The sequence below is a fragment of the Lysobacter arenosi genome, from assembly GCF_016613475.2.
Classification (GTDB): Bacteria; Pseudomonadota; Gammaproteobacteria; order Xanthomonadales; family Xanthomonadaceae; genus Lysobacter_J; species Lysobacter_J arenosi.
In genome coordinates this window covers 3480912-3494971 of sequence record NZ_CP071517.1, presented here as the reverse complement: position 1 = coordinate 3494971, position 14060 = coordinate 3480912, and the positions used below count along the sequence as shown (strand labels likewise).

Here is a 14060-nt window from a genome sequence, read left to right as displayed (position 1 = left end):
ACGTTTTGGTTGGATAGATAAAGCGCGGAAGGGTGAAGCGAAAACGAAAACGACTTAGTGACTCTCGTACGCGCCGGCGATGTAGACGACGGTGAGGATCATGAAGATGAAGGCCTGCAGCAGCACGATCAGGATGTGGAACAGTGCCCAGGCAGCGTTGAACAGCACGCCCGGAACAAACATCAGCAGGCTGCCGCCGAGCAGGCCGGCGATGAGCATGAACACCAGCTCGCCGCCGTACATGTTGCCGAACAGTCGCATGGCCAGGCTGACCGGCTTGACGAGGTACTCGATGACGTTGAGGCCGAGGTTGGCCGGTGCCAGCGCGATCTTGGTGCCGGTGCCGTGCGCGTGGAACGGCGCGGTCAGCAGCTCCTTGCCGAAGCCGAAGCCGCCCTTGGCCTTCACCGAATGCCACAGGATCAGGAAGAACACGACGACCGACATGGCCAGCGTGGTGTTGAGGTCCGCGGTCGGGACCCAACGGAAATAGGTGTGGTGCGCGACATCGGCGCCGGCGGCCAGCTTGATCGCCGTGTACGGCGCGTCGAGCGGCAGCAGGTCCATGCAGTTCATCAGCACGACCCACATGAAGATGGTCAGCGCCAGCGGGGTCAGCGAACGGCGGTCGCCGTGGAAGCTGTCCTTCACCTGGCCGTCGATGAACTCCAGGATCAGTTCGACGAAGGCCTGGCCCTTGCCCGGCACGCCGGAAGTGGCCTTGCGCGCGAAGTAGCCAAACCAGGTGATGAAGATCAGGCCCAGCACCAGCGACACCGCCCAGGTGTCGATATGGAACGCACCGCCGAAGAACTCGATGGAGTTCTGCTGGAGGTGGTGCTGAATGTATTCGTTCAGGCCGCCCGAACCGGTCTGTTCACTCACGAAAAGACACCTATCGTTTCAAAAGGTTGGCGAGGACGAATGCCAGCGTTCCCGCAAGCACTCCCACCAGCATTGGCAACGGCGGCAGCTTGAACCCGGCGAGGCCGAGCGTTAAAACTGCAAACACCACTACCCACTTCAACATCACCCCGGCCAGAAGCCGCCCCACCGCCATCCCGGCCGGCTGAACACCGCCCCCGAGGGCCATCAGGGCCGCCACCACGCTGCCCGCGACGATCGCGCCACCGCCGACCGCCGCCGCCAGCGCCGAAGGCGCCCCGAAGGGGAGGAAGGCCAGCGCGACCAGCGCTGCCGCGCCGGCCTGCCAGGCAGTCGCGCGCGACGCCAGCCGGCGACCTGCGGACAATGGATCGTGCACGCGGGACTCGTCGGTCTGGGGCAGGCGCAAAGCGCCCGGTAGAGCCGCAAAAGTATAGAGGTCGCAGGCCTTCCCGGCAACCTGCGCCAGTCACGTTTACAAGGGCGTCAGGCCCGTTCAGGTTCCTGCGAAAGGCATCCGGCGGCTTCATGGCGGCCAGCGTGCCGCCCCCGGCGTGCGCACTCAATTACCTGAAAGGTAAGGTGCGCGGGCTCTCCAGCAGATGATAGCGCTACCCTATCGAAGCCAGTGCAACTTTCAATTTGACTCCACGCCGCCAGCATGCAGAATCGAGAATCATTCTCATCTGGCGGGTGTGTCATGACCAAGACCCTGAGCTTCGCGGCCGTCCACTTCACGGTCGCATTCATGGTTGGCTATCTGATGACCGGAAGCGTCTGGGTCGGCGGCGCGCTCGCCCTGGTCGAGCCGGCCTGCAACACCGTCGCTTTCCACTTCCACGAGAAGATCTGGAAGCGGATCGAGCTGCGCCGGAGCGGTGATCGGCGCGGCGCCGCCGCAGCCATGAGCGTCTGAGGCCGCAGTCAGGTTGTGAGCCGACTCAGGCGGCACATCTTCGGCGGAACCTTTCCCGATTCCGCCGGTCCCATCTACCGATCGCCCGCCCAGTCTCTACTCCTCGTCAAAGCAAGCTACGGCGGGCACTCCGAAGCCCCGGTCTCCCTACCGGGGCTTCGCCTTGTCTGGGAGTCACGTCATCCCGGCGGACGCCGGGATCCATTTTGACTTTGCCTACTTCTTCTTCGGGATGTACAGGTCGGTGATCGTGCCTTCGTACACTTCCGCCGCCATGCCGACCGATTCGCTCAAGGTCGGATGCGGGTGGATCGTGTTGCCGATGTCGGCTGCTTCTGCGCCCATCTCGATCGCCAGCGCCACCTCGGTGATCAGGTCACCGGCATGCACGCCGACGATGCCGCCGCCGATGATGCGATGCGTCTTCTCGTCGAAGATGAGCTTGGTGAAACCCTCGCCGCGACCGATGCCGACCGCGCGTGCCGAAGCGGCCCACGGGGAACTTGCCGACGCCGATCTCCAGGCCCTTGGCCTTGGCTTCGGTCTCGGTCACACCAACCCAGGCGATCTCCGGATCGGTGTAGGCCACCGACGGAATCACACGCGCCACCCACTCGCGCTTCTCACCGGCGGCCACTTCCGCCGCCAGCTTGCCTTCGTGCGTGGCCTTGTGCGCCAGCATCGGCTGACCGACGAGGTCGCCGATGGCGAAGATGTGCGGGACGTTGGTGCGCATCTGCCGGTCGACCGGGATGAAACCGCGGTCGGTGACCTGCACGCCGGCCTTGTCGGCGTCGATCTTGCCGCCGTTGGGCGAGCGACCGACCGCCACCAGGACGCGATCGAACGTCATCGCTGCCGGTGCGGCATCGCCTTCGAACGAAACGGTGATGCCCTGCTTGGATGCTTCGACGGTGGTCGCCTTGGCCTTGAGGTGCACGGCCACGCCCTGCTTCTTCAGGCGATCGGCGAGCGGCCTGACCAGGTCCTTGTCGGTGCCCGGCATCAGCTGCTCCATGAACTCGACCACGGTCACTTCGCTGCCGAGCGCCTTGTACACCGTGGCCATTTCCAGGCCGATGATGCCGCCGCCCACGACCAGCAGCTTCTTCGGCACGTCGACCAGTTCAAGCGCGTCGGTGGAATCCATCACGCGCGGGTCGTCCCACGGGAAGTTCGGCAGCTTCACCGCCTGCGAACCGGCGGCGATGATGCACTGCTCGAAACGCAAGAGCTGGGTCTTGCCGTCGTCGCCGGTGATCTCGATCTCGTTCGCCGAAACGAACTTGCCGTAACCCTGCACCGTGCGCACCTTGCGCTGCTTGGCCATGCCGGCCAGACCCTTGGTGAACTGGGTGACGACCTTGTTCTGCTTGAAGTCGCGCAGCTTGTCGATGTCGATCTTCGGCTTGCCGAAGTCGATGCCGATGTCGGCCGAATGCGCGGCTTCCTCGATCAGCGCGGCGGCATGCAGCAGCGCCTTGGACGGGATGCAGCCGACGTTGAGGCAGACGCCGCCGAGCGAGGGATAGCGCTCGATCAGCACCGTGTCCAGGCCGAGGTCGGCGGCGCGGAACGCAGCGGTGTAACCGCCGGGGCCGGAACCGAGCACGACCATGCGGCATTCGATGTCGGCCTTGCGGCCGCTGCCGGTGGCGGCCTTCGGTGCCGGGGCGGCGCTCGCCGGTGCAGGCGCAGGTGCCGCAGCAGGCGCCGCAGGTGCCGGAGCAGCAGCCGGTGCAGGTGCCGCAGGAGCCTTTTCCTCGGCGGCGCCAGCGCTCTCGAGGATCGCGATCACTGCGCCCTCGGCGACCTTGTCGCCCACCTTGACCTTGATCTCCTTGACCACGCCTTCGGCCGACGAGGGAACTTCCATCGTCGCCTTGTCCGACTCCAGCGTGACCAGGCCCTGGTCCTTCTTCACCGTATCGCCGACCGCGACCAGCAATTCGATCACCGGCACGCCGTCGTAATCGCCGATGTCCGGCACCTTGACTTCAATGGTCGCCATGCAGTTCTCCTGCGCTCAACCGGTGGCGCCGGTGAGCGATTGTTCCAGTTCGTCAAGCTTCTCTTCGAGCTTGCGCCAGCGCTTGATGCGCTTTTCGTCGCTGTCGTCGGTGGCCTCGATCAGCAGGCCGACCTGTTCCATGAGCTGGCTGGCAGGCCCGCAGGCGGGCTGCAGACCGCTGATGCGCAGGTCGTCGACGACGAACAGCAGCACTTCGTCGTCGTGGAACTGTGCGGTGCGGTCCGCCGGCACCTGCGTGCTCAGCGCACGCTGCCAGTCGGCGACCATGCGTCGCGCCAGCGCGGCCGGCATCGGCACCTGCTGCACGGCGGGCTGCTGGCCCACGCGCAGCTCGCGCTTGCCGTCGCTCCAGACCTGGATGCGCTCGTCGGCCTGGCTGTAACGCAAGGTCCAGTCGCCGTCGCCTTGACCGGCGAACAGCTGCACGCCGCTCTCGACACTGCGCGCCGGCAGGCGGGTCATGCTCAGCGTCGGCTTGACGCCGGCGGCGAACAGGCCCTCGACGGCCGAGCCGTAGTTCTCCGTCGCTGGCGGCCAGCCACGGCCGAGGTCGAGGTTGCACACCTCGTCGTCGGCGCGGGCAGTGGCCGTTGCCTGCACAGCCAGCAGACTCGCCGCCAGGCACAGCGCGCGCAGGTTCACGGCAGCACCCCTCACAAGGGCACGCCTCATAAGAGCACGCGCCGCATGTCGGCCAGCAACTGCGCCAGGTGCGCGGTGAAACGCGCGGCCAGGGCGCCGTCGATGACGCGGTGGTCGTAGCTCAGCGACAGCGGCAGGATCAGGCGCGGCGCGAACTGCTTGCCGTCCCACACCGGCCGGATCGCCGACTTGGACACACCGAGGATGGCCACTTCCGGGGCATTCACGATCGGGGTGAACTTGGTGCCGCCGATGCCGCCGAGCGAACTGATCGAGAAGCAACCGCCGCTCATGTCGGACGGGCCGAGCTTGCCGTCGCGGGCCTTCTTGGCCAGCTCGGAGGTTTCCTGGGCGATCTGGACCACGCCCTTCTTGTCGACATCGCGCACGACCGGAACGACCAGGCCGTTGGGCGTGTCGGCGGCGAAGCCGATGTGGAAGTACTTCTTCAGCACCAGGTTCTCGCCGCTCGCATCGAGCGAGGCGTTGAAGGCCGGGTACTTCTGCATCGCCGAAACCGAGGCCTTCATCAGGAAGGCGAGCATGGTCAGTTTGATGCCAGCCTTCTCGTTTTCCTTGTTGAGTGCGACACGCAGCTCTTCCAGGTCGGTGATGTCGGCGTCGTCGTGCTGGGTGACGTGCGGGATCATCGCCCAGTTGCGCGACAGGTTCGCACCCGACAACTTCTGGATGCGCGACAGCGGCTTGGTCTCGGTCTCGCCGAACTTGCTGAAATCGATCTTCGGCCACGGCAGCAGGTTGAGGCCGCCGCCCAGTGCGACCGGCGCTCCGGCTGCTGCCGGTGCGGCGCCGCCTGCCATCACGCCCTTCACGAACTTCGACACGTCGTCCTTGCTGATGCGTCCACCGCGCTCGCTGCCGGCCACCTGCGACAGGTCGACGCCGAGCTCGCGTGCGTACAGGCGCACCGCCGGACTGGCATAGGGGACCTTGTCGGGCATCAGTTCGTCGGCACCGAAGGTCACCGGCGGCGTGCGCGGCGGCATCGCTTCGGGATCGGTGCCCGGACGCTGCGCGTCGATCGATGCCTGGGCAATGCGATCGGCCTGCACCGGCACGACGACCGGCTCGACCTTGGCGCCGGTCTCGGCGGTCTTGACCTGCTGCGACGGCGCGACCGGCTCAGCGCGCGGCGGCTCGGCGGGCTTGGCCGGCTCTGCGGGTGCGGCTGCGGCCGCGCCTGCCTCGGACGGCTCGATCAGTGCGACGACGCTGCCCTCGGACAGTTCGTCGCCGATCTTGACCTTGAGTTCGCGAACGACACCGGCAAAGGGCGCCGGGACTTCCAGCGTCGCCTTGTCGGACTCCAGCGTGACCAGTCCCTGGTCCACTTTCACTGTGTCGCCAACGGCAACCAGCAGTTCGATCACGGGCACGCCGTCATAGTCCCCGATGTCGGGAACGCGCGCTTCTTTGAGGTCAGCCATGTGTGGGGGTCCGGCAGTACGCGAAAACCCTATTGTGCGTCCTGCAAGCGACTGCGCCAACAGCAGCCGACATACGTCACGGTATCGGCCCGAGACGCCGGCAGGTCAACGCGCCCGGGCCTGGGCCGCCTCGGCCGCGGCATCCCTTTCGGGGCTGGCATCATCCTTGTCGGGGCGCGGCTGGCGGTGGGCCTCCATCAGGTCCAGCGGCTGTCCGTTGGCCAGCCGGAACTCGAGGGCATCGTCGATGCGGTCGAGTTCGACCATGCGCCGGCACAGGCCGTCGGCGCGCTGTTCCAGCGCCTTGGCCCGTGGCTCCACGCGCGCCTCGATCTGCGCGTCCAGGTTCTCCAGTCGCTTGAGGCGGCTGGCGTCGCCACTGAAGGCGGCACCCAGGGCACCGCTGACGATGTCGCCGATCATGCTCGGGATCACTTCGGCCACGGCCTCGCCGATGCCCTGGCCGAGGTCGTCGCCGTTGAAGCGCGTGGCCGTCACCGAACGTGCCAGGCGCGTGTCGATCTTCGCCCGCGCCCGCTCGACCTTGGCCTGCGCCGCCTTGGGGTCGCTGCTGAAACCGGCCGAGACCTCGCCAAGCACGGTGAAGGCGATGTCAGCCGCTTCGCGTCCGATCGCCTGGGCTTCGGGCATTGCCGCCCTCGCCCCTTTCTCGAAATCGGCGATGCGTTGCGAATCGGCACTGCTCAGGGTTACCCAGCGGTCATCGACGAACAGCTTGCCCTGGCGCATCACGATCGCCTTGGGCACGCCGCTGTCGCGCGTGAGGATGACGCTGCGTTCGTCGATCGTCAGGTCGTAGTCACTGTCCATGTTGCAGGACATGTCGACGTCGACGTCGGCGGCCTGCGCGCACGCGACCGGCAACGACAGCGCAATGAGCACGCAGGGCAAAGACAGGTTGCGCATGGCCGACCCCTGTGACTGCTGGAGTCCATATCTTGCAGCTTTCGCGCGGCGATGTCCCCTCTTGGATCCCGCACGCCTGTCGCAACGATTGGCCATCAACGACGCGCCGTCACCGAAAGTTCATGCACGCCGTGTTTACGCGCGTACGCCAGTGAACCCGAAGCTTCCCGCGAAAGTTCCGCTTTGCGCGAGCGCGGCGCAACAACGGTTCATGCATCGCTGGCTAGGGTAGTCGCCGCCTTCCCCCCAAGGCGGCCTGCAAAGGCTCAGATCGTTCTCAATAATGAGGAGTCCTCTCCATGATGCATTTTCGTCATTTGACCCTGGCCGTCGTGGCCACTCTCGCCATCGCCCCGGCTGCTTTCGCGCAGGACACGACCACCGATGGCAGCGGCAAGCGCTTCGCCGTTGTTGGCGGCTACGCACTGGCCGAGCCGACCAGCAATCCGCAGATCGCCGGCACGCGCACCAACGTCGACGGTGACGGTGCCGCCACGCTGAGTGCCAGCTGGTACGCCACCGACAACATCGCCATCGAGGCATGGGGCGCGGCCGACAAGTTCGGCAATCGCGTGCGCACGCCCAACGGCAAGGTCGCCAGCATCGACAGCCAGCCGTACGCACTGAGCGGCCAGTACCATTTCGGCACGTCGGCCAGCACCGTTCGCCCGTTCGTCGGCCTGGGCTACTTCGAAGCCAACGTCGACGGCGAGAAGGCCGAGCCGACCGGCGCGCTGGCCGGCCAGCGCATCGGCGTGGACACCGCCAAGGGCGCGATGGCCACCGCCGGCGTCGACGTCAACATCACCCCGACCTGGTTTGCGCGCGCCGACGTGCGCTACATGCAGGACACCACTGGCCAGCCGGACGTGACCGTCGACGGCGCCAAGGTGGGCAAGGCCGAGCTGAATCCGGTCGTGCTCGGCGTGGGCGTGGGCGCACGCTTCTAAGCCTCACGCTTCCAAGCGCCACGATTTGCTGCAATGGCAACGGGCCTCGCGGGGCCCGTTGTTCTTCACGCGCCAACGACACCGCGGCAAGGCGCCGCAGCGCGTGTCCACAGGCGTTCACACCGCAATCACCGCCCACAGTTAGGGTCGCGGTGTTTCCTAAAGGCAGGAGTCACGCATGACGACCAAGCTCGACAAACCGCTGCGTCGCGAAATCCAGATCGAAGAACGCCCCTACACGCTGACCATCGACGCCGATGGCCTCAAGCTGGTCGAGAAGGGACGCCGCAACGGCCATGAAGTGCGATGGGCCGACCTGGTCGGCGGCAATACCGCCCTGGCCGCGGCACTCAACGCCAGCACCGAAAACTGACCGCCACTTCACCGCGGCCAATCCGGATCGAAGGCGCGGCCGCTTCGCCGCGCCATCATCCCTGACCGCCTCGTTGCGGGTCAGGGATGTTCGGCTTCTGCGTGGATGCGCTCGCGGCGCAGCAGGTACAAGCCGCTGGCGATGATGATCCCGGCACCAAGCCAGGTGATCGCATCGGGCAGGACGCCCCACAGGGTGAGATCGAGCAGCACGCCCCAGACCAGGGCGGTGTACTCCAGCGGTGCGATCAGCGACGCCTCGCCCATGCGGAAGGCCTCGGTGATCGCGTACTGGCCAAGCGCGCCAGCCACGCCGATGCCGGCAATCAGCCACAGGTCATCGCCGCGGATCGGCACCCACTGCGGCCAGGCCAGCACGCCGGCGCCAACGGCGATCATCGCCATCAGCCAGACCATCATCGACTGGGTGCTGTCGGTGCGCGCGAGGATGCGCACCGTGATCGCACTGACCGAGTACATCAACGCCGCCACCAGCACCGCCAGCGCGGCCAGGCTCACCATCCCCTCGCCCGTCGGCCGCAGCAGCACCAGGACGCCGATCAGGCCGACGGCAATCGCGGTCCAGCGCCGCGGACCGACCTTCTCACCGAGAAACGGCACCGACATCGCGGTGATCATCAGCGGCGCGACGAAGAAGATCGAATATGTGGTCGACAGCGGCATCCTCGCCACCGCGTAGACGAAGGCGGCCATCATCGCCACGCCCAGTACGCCGCGCAGCAGGTGCAGCGACCAGCGCACGCGGATCAGCGGGCCCACGCCGACCGTGGCCAGCGCCCACACCAGCACCAGCGGCAGCGAGGCCGCACCGCGCAGCGATGCGACCTGGAACGGCGGGTAGTGCGCCGACAGCTGCTTGAGGCCGGCGTCCATCATCGCGAACAGCGCCACGGCGACCAGCATGGTCAGCATGGCGCGCGTCTGCCGCGCGTGCGTCTGGTGGGGGCCAGTGGGCACGGTCATCCGTCCTGCGATGCCCAGCGGCCGATGTCGATCACGAAGCGGTAGCGCACGTCGGCCTTGAGCATCCGCTCGTAGGCTTCGTTGACCTGGTCGATGCCGATCAGCTCGATGTCGGAGGCCACGCCATGCTCGGCGCAGAAATCCAGCATCTCCTGCGTCTCGGCGATGCCGCCGATCATCGAACCGGCCAGGCGCCGGCGCCGGCGGATCAGCGTTCCGGCCGCCACGGCCTGCGGTGCATCCGGGATGCCGAGCAGGACCATGGTGCCGTCGAGCTTGAGCAGCTCCAGGTAGGCGTTGTAGTCGTGCGCGGCCGAGACCGTGTCGAGGATGTAGTCGAACTGCTGCGCGAGTGTCTTGAAGACGGTGCCGTCGCGCGTGGCGGCGAAATCCTTCGCGCCCAGTGCGAGCGCATCGGCGCGCTTGGATTCCGACGTGCTCAGCACCGTGACGTCCGCGCCCAGCGCCACCGCCAGCTTGACGCCCATGTGCCCCAGTCCGCCCAGGCCGACCACGGCGACCTTGTCGCCTGCCTTGACGCCGAAGTGCTTGAGCGGCGACCAGGTGGTGATGCCGGCGCACAGCAGCGGCGCAGCGCGGTCGAGCGGGATGGCCGACGGGATGCGCAGCACGTACGCCTCGTCAACGGTGATGCGCGTGGAGTAACCGCCATAGGTCGGCCGCGACTTGTCGAAGCGGTGGTCGTCCGGATTGCGCTCGAAGCTGTTGTAGGTGCCGCTCATGCCCTGGTCGCAGAACTGCTCCTCGCCCGCCTTGCAGTTGGCGCAGCTGCGGCAGGAGTCGACGAACACGCCCACGCCGACGTGGTCGCCGACCTTGAACTTGCCCGCCTTCGCACCGACGCCGGCGACCCGGCCGACGATCTCGTGCCCGGGCACCATCGGGAAACTCGAACTGCCCCACTCGTCTCGGGCCTGGTGGATGTCGGAGTGGCAGACGCCGCAGTAGAGGATGTCGATCAGCACCTCGGTCGGGCCTGGTTCGCGGCGCTCGATGGTGAAGGGGGCGAGCGGCGAACGGGCATCGAGCGCGGCGTAGGCGGGCGTCTTGAGCATGGTGCGTCCAGGCATCTTTCGGGCACGAGTGGGCCGCCAGTCTAGCCCCCGCCGGAGCCGCGCCGCGTGCGCGCGGGCGCAACGCAGCGTGCCGTGGCTGCGCGACGACGCGGCCTGCGCTACCCTTTGCGCCCCCGAATTTGCGTTCCGCTGGAGCCGGCCATGCCTTCTTTTGACGTCGTTTCCGAAGTCGACACCCACGAGTTGACCAATGCCGTCGACCAGGCCAACCGCGAGCTGAGCACGCGCTTCGACTTCAAGGGCGTCGATGCCAAGTTCGAGCTGGACGACCAGGTGATCAGCCAGTCGGCCCCGAGCGACTTCCAGCTCAAGCAGATGAACGACATCCTGCGTGCACGCCTGATCGCGCGCGGCATCGATGCGCGCTGCCTGGAGTTCGGCGACGTCGAGACCAACCTGGCCGGCGCGCGGCAGAAGATCACCGTCAAGCAGGGCATCGAGCGCGAACTGGCCAAGAAGATCCAGGGCGCCCTCAAGGACGCCAAGATCAAGGTCGACAGCCAGATCAACGGCGACAAGCTGCGCGTCAATGGCAAGAAGCGCGATGACCTGCAGGCAGCCATCGCCCTGCTCAAGGCCGCCGAGTACGAGCGGCCGCTGCAGTTCGACAACTTCCGCGACTGAGGTGGCGATGAGCGGCGATGACCATGAGGCGATCGCCGCGACGCGGCGCTGGCTGGAACGCGCGGTGATCGGGCTGAACCTGTGCCCGTTCGCCAAGTCGGTGTACGTCAAGCAGCAGGTACGGTTCGTGCTGAGCGAGGCGACCACGCCCGAGGCGCTGCGCGAGGAACTCGCTTCCGAGCTGGCCCTGCTGGCCGCGACCGAGCCGGAGCAGACCGACACGACCTTGCTGATTCATCCGCAGGTGCTCGGCGATTTCCTCGATTACAACGACTTCCTCGACCAGGCCGACTCGGTGATCGCGTTCCTGGGGCTGGAAGGCCACATCCAGGTCGCCAGCTTCCATCCCGACTACCAGTTCGCCGGCACGGCCGTCGACGACGTCGGCAACTGCAGCAACCGCTCGCCCTACCCGATGCTGCACCTGCTGCGCGAGGCCAGCGTCGAGCGCGCGGTGGCGGCGTTCCCGGATCCCGAGGTGATCGTGGAGCGCAATATCGCGACGCTGGAGAAGCTGGGGATCGAGGGTTACAGGCGGTTGCTGGAGCCGTAAGGCCGGTCAGCGCAACGCCGGTTCGATCAGCGTGCGCGCCTGCACCAGCGAGTCGACGATGCGATGCCCCAGCGCGCGGGCGGTTTCGTCCGGCACCACCAGGTCCGGCACCTGGATCGGCGTCATGCCCGCGGCCAGCGCGGCGCGTACACCAGGCACCGAATCTTCCAGCACCACGCAATGCGCCGGCGCCACACCCAGTCGCTCCGCCGCCAGCAGATAGATGTCCGGCGCCGGCTTGGAGTGGACGACGTCGCTGCCGGTGATGACTGTGACGAAGTGCGGCAGCAGGCCGCACAGTTCGAGCTTCTGCATCGCGCGCTCGCGCCGGGTCGAGGTGACCACGGCGCGCGGGATGCCGCGCAGCGACAGCAGTTCCAGCAGTTCGAGCAGGCCGGGCTTGAGCGGCAGGCCCGCTTCGACGTGGGTGTCGTAGCGTGTGCGGCAACCTTGCAGCAAGGCCTGAAGCTGGTCTTCGTCAAGGCGCGTGCGCAGCAGCTCGTGGCAGGCGCGATCGGACTGGCCGACGAACGACAGCCACAGCGAATCCTCGAACTGCAGCCCCAGTTCGTCCGCGGTCTCGCGCCAGCATTGCAGCAGGGCGCGCTCGCTCTCGATCATCAGCCCGTCCATGTCGAACAGGACCGCGACCGGGCTGAACTGCACCGGCGTCAGCAGGCTCATGCCGCCGCTCCGAACAGGCGCGCGATGTCGCCCTCATCGAGCAGGCGCCACTGCCCGGCCGGCAAGTCGTCCAGTGCGAGCCCGCCGATGCGGCTGCGATGCAGCGCTTCGACATGGTTGCCGGTCGCGGCGAACATGCGCCGCACCTGGTGGTAGCGGCCTTCGGTCAGGGTCAGCGCGGCATGGCGCGGATCGTTGACCTGCAGCTGCGCCGGCGCCAGCGGCGTGTCTTCGGACTCGAGCACCAGCGTGCCGCTGGCGAACAATGCGCCCTCGTCGCCGCGCAGGTCCTGCGCCAGCGTGGTCTCGTACACCTTCGCCAGCCGCGCCTTGGGCGAGACGATCCGGTGCAGCAATGCGCCGTCGTCTGTCATCAGCAGCATGCCGGACGTCTCGCGGTCGAGCCGGCCGACGCTCGACAGGATTGGTGAGCGCAGGCGGAACCGCGGCGGCAGCAGGTCGTAGATGACGCGACCGGGATCCTTGGTCGAACAGGTGTATCCGGTCGGCTTGTGCAGCATCAGGGTCAGACCGGCGGGCGGATCCAGCGGCTCGCCGTCGATGCGGATCGCATAGTGGCCGACCTTGTCGTCGGCGTAGAGCACCTCGCCGGACGGATCGGTGATGCGCCCCTCGCGGAACATCGAGCTGACGTCCTTGCGACTGCCGTATCCGAGATTGGCGATCAGCTTGACCAGCTTCATTTCCAGTTCCTTTCGCGGGCCTTGCCCTTGCTCCTGGCCCTGTTGGCGGCAGGCGCCGGCGCGGCCGGCGCCGCGTGCGGCGTGGCCACGGCGGCGATCACCTTGAAGCCGTCGCGCTGCGCCACCGTGCGCACGTCGCCGAAGTGCACGGAGAGCATCTCCTCATAGGGAAGATGGCGATTGGCGACGAGCCACAGCTGGCCGCGCGGGCGCAGTGCCTGCGCCGCCGCCGAGATGAAGGCGCGGCCGATGTCGGGGCGGTCGGCGCGACCCTGCGCGTGGAAGGGCGGATTGCTGACGATCACGTCGTATTGCTTTTCCAGGCCGCGGGTCACGTCATGCCAATGGAATCCGAGCGCAGCCCGGGATGCCGCCGGGGCGAGATTGGCCCGGGCCAGCCCCAGCCCCCGCGCCTCGGCTTCGTACAGGTCGACCGCGCTGATGCCGGGGCATCGCGCCAGCAGCTCGCTGGCGAGGTAACCGTAGCCGGCGCCCAGGTCGGCGGCCTCGCCCGACAGACCGGCCGGCAGTTGTTCGACCAGCAGTCGCGAGGCCGGATCGATGCGGTCCCAGGCAAACAGGCCGGGGCGGCTGAGGAAGCGGCCATCTGCGATCGCGCGCGGCGCGTCGGCCTGCCGCCATTGCCGTGCCAGCTCCGGATCGGCCGGGCCGTCCAGCGGCGCCGTCCAGAACACGCGGCATTTGTGCTTGGAGAGGGTTCCGACCGGGCCGGCGATGCGCGCAAGGTCGGTTTCTCCCGATTTTGCACCTTCGTTGTTGCCCAGGCAGGCGACCACGCGACCGCCCGGTGCGCAGTGCGCCACGGCGCGCGCAAACAACGCCCGCGCCTCGTCACGCTGCCGCGGCGGCAATACCAGCACCAGCGCGTAGCGGCCCTCGTCGCTGGCCTCTTCACCGAGTTCCACCCGAGTGAACCCGGAGCGCTCGAGCGCCTCGGCCTCGGGCTTGAAGCTCTGCTCGCAGACCAGGCCAGGCAGCGGGCGCTGGTGCAGCGGCCAGCCGTCACGCGCGCGCAGGAACAGCACGCCGCCGGTGCTCGGCCAGGTCAGTACGCCGTCCACGAACGGGAGCAGCAGGGCTTGCAGGGCCGCGTCGTCGCCTTCAGCGCTCATCTCGGACACCCATCTGAGTTTTTGCGAATGTCATGTCGCAATTCTACGCGGCCGCGCACGGCGCTACGGCCATCACACCCGAGCTTCATGCCGAATCAACGCCTAACGC

The 14060-nt window shown here is 67.3% G+C and carries 15 protein-coding genes and 1 pseudogene; 5 read left to right on the top strand and 11 right to left on the bottom strand.

Going from position 1 to position 14060, the window contains the following annotated elements:
• Positions 1 to 54: 54 nt before the first annotated feature.
• Both atpB and HIV01_RS16070 read right to left on the bottom strand, forming a co-directional pair.
• Positions 55 to 885 carry a F0F1 ATP synthase subunit A gene (atpB, locus tag HIV01_RS16075; protein ID WP_200608928.1) on the bottom strand — a complete coding sequence of 277 codons (831 nt, stop codon included), beginning with the start codon at positions 883 to 885 and terminating at the stop codon, positions 55 to 57.
• A 10-nt stretch (positions 886 to 895) separates the two neighbouring features.
• Complete coding sequence (locus tag HIV01_RS16070) at positions 896 to 1264, bottom strand: hypothetical protein (protein WP_245156842.1); 369 nt, start codon at positions 1262 to 1264, stop codon at positions 896 to 898.
• 321 nt (positions 1265 to 1585) lie between these two features.
• On the opposite strand from HIV01_RS16070, the gene HIV01_RS16065 reads away from it, so the two are divergent.
• Complete coding sequence (locus tag HIV01_RS16065) at positions 1586 to 1801, top strand: DUF2061 domain-containing protein (RefSeq protein ID WP_200608929.1); 216 nt, start codon at positions 1586 to 1588, stop codon at positions 1799 to 1801.
• 216 nt (positions 1802 to 2017) lie between these two features.
• On the opposite strand, the pseudogene lpdA reads toward HIV01_RS16065, so the two are convergent.
• The 4 genes and pseudogenes from lpdA to HIV01_RS16045 all read right to left on the bottom strand — a co-directional run bounded on the left by lpdA (position 2018) and on the right by HIV01_RS16045 (position 6850).
• Positions 2018 to 3812 (bottom strand): annotated as a pseudogene (gene lpdA / locus HIV01_RS16060) (dihydrolipoyl dehydrogenase).
• 15 nt (positions 3813 to 3827) lie between these two features.
• Positions 3828 to 4475, bottom strand: a complete 648-nt coding sequence (locus tag HIV01_RS16055; RefSeq protein WP_200608933.1) for a hypothetical protein — start codon at positions 4473 to 4475, stop codon at positions 3828 to 3830.
• A 26-nt stretch (positions 4476 to 4501) separates the two neighbouring features.
• Positions 4502 to 5923, bottom strand: coding sequence for a dihydrolipoyllysine-residue acetyltransferase (locus tag HIV01_RS16050; RefSeq protein WP_200608934.1), 1422 nt, complete (start codon positions 5921 to 5923; stop codon positions 4502 to 4504).
• 105 nt (positions 5924 to 6028) lie between these two features.
• On the bottom strand, positions 6029 to 6850 hold the full coding sequence (locus HIV01_RS16045) for a DUF2884 family protein (protein WP_200608936.1): 822 nt from the start codon (positions 6848 to 6850) through the stop codon (positions 6029 to 6031).
• A 299-nt stretch (positions 6851 to 7149) separates the two neighbouring features.
• Here HIV01_RS16045 and HIV01_RS16040 point away from each other — a divergent pair, with 299 nt between their 5' ends.
• Together HIV01_RS16040 and HIV01_RS16035 are read left to right on the top strand one after the other, a co-directional pair.
• The gene (locus HIV01_RS16040; RefSeq protein WP_200608938.1) at positions 7150 to 7800 is read left to right on the top strand and encodes an OmpW/AlkL family protein; all 651 of its coding nucleotides are present in this window, start codon (positions 7150 to 7152) and stop codon (positions 7798 to 7800) included.
• A gap of 178 nt (positions 7801 to 7978) precedes the next feature.
• Positions 7979 to 8173, top strand: coding sequence for a hypothetical protein (locus HIV01_RS16035; protein WP_200608940.1), 195 nt, complete (start codon positions 7979 to 7981; stop codon positions 8171 to 8173).
• Positions 8174 to 8253: 80 nt separating this feature from the next.
• Here HIV01_RS16035 and HIV01_RS16030 read toward each other — a convergent pair whose 3' ends face one another.
• The gene (locus HIV01_RS16030) at positions 8254 to 9096 is read right to left on the bottom strand and encodes a DMT family transporter (protein ID WP_200609309.1); all 843 of its coding nucleotides are present in this window, start codon (positions 9094 to 9096) and stop codon (positions 8254 to 8256) included.
• A gap of 56 nt (positions 9097 to 9152) precedes the next feature.
• On the bottom strand, positions 9153 to 10232 hold the full coding sequence (locus tag HIV01_RS16025) for an NAD(P)-dependent alcohol dehydrogenase (RefSeq protein ID WP_200608941.1): 1080 nt from the start codon (positions 10230 to 10232) through the stop codon (positions 9153 to 9155).
• A 162-nt stretch (positions 10233 to 10394) separates the two neighbouring features.
• Between HIV01_RS16025 and HIV01_RS16020 the strand changes: the two genes are divergently transcribed.
• Both HIV01_RS16020 and HIV01_RS16015 read left to right on the top strand, forming a co-directional pair.
• Positions 10395 to 10877 (top strand): YajQ family cyclic di-GMP-binding protein, encoded by a 483-nt coding sequence (locus HIV01_RS16020; protein ID WP_200608943.1) that lies wholly within the window; start codon positions 10395 to 10397, stop codon positions 10875 to 10877.
• Positions 10878 to 10884: 7 nt separating this feature from the next.
• Positions 10885 to 11430: a DUF1415 domain-containing protein gene (locus HIV01_RS16015; RefSeq protein ID WP_200608945.1), complete on the top strand. Its 546-nt coding sequence runs from the start codon at positions 10885 to 10887 to the stop codon at positions 11428 to 11430.
• A gap of 6 nt (positions 11431 to 11436) precedes the next feature.
• On the opposite strand, the gene HIV01_RS16010 is transcribed toward HIV01_RS16015, so the two are convergent.
• Genes HIV01_RS16010 through HIV01_RS16000 form a run of 3 tightly spaced genes read right to left on the bottom strand, consistent with a single transcriptional unit; the run spans position 11437 to position 13951 of the window.
• Positions 11437 to 12114 (bottom strand): HAD family hydrolase, encoded by a 678-nt coding sequence (locus HIV01_RS16010; RefSeq protein ID WP_200608947.1) that lies wholly within the window; start codon positions 12112 to 12114, stop codon positions 11437 to 11439.
• Positions 12111 to 12818, bottom strand: a complete 708-nt coding sequence (locus HIV01_RS16005; RefSeq protein WP_200608949.1) for a pseudouridine synthase — start codon at positions 12816 to 12818, stop codon at positions 12111 to 12113. Before HIV01_RS16005 ends, HIV01_RS16010 begins: the two co-directional genes overlap by 4 nt.
• Positions 12815 to 13951: a class I SAM-dependent methyltransferase gene (locus HIV01_RS16000; RefSeq protein WP_200608951.1), complete on the bottom strand. Its 1137-nt coding sequence runs from the start codon at positions 13949 to 13951 to the stop codon at positions 12815 to 12817. The genes HIV01_RS16005 and HIV01_RS16000 overlap by 4 nt, the downstream gene beginning before the upstream one ends.
• Between the last annotated feature and the right edge of the window lie 109 nt (positions 13952 to 14060).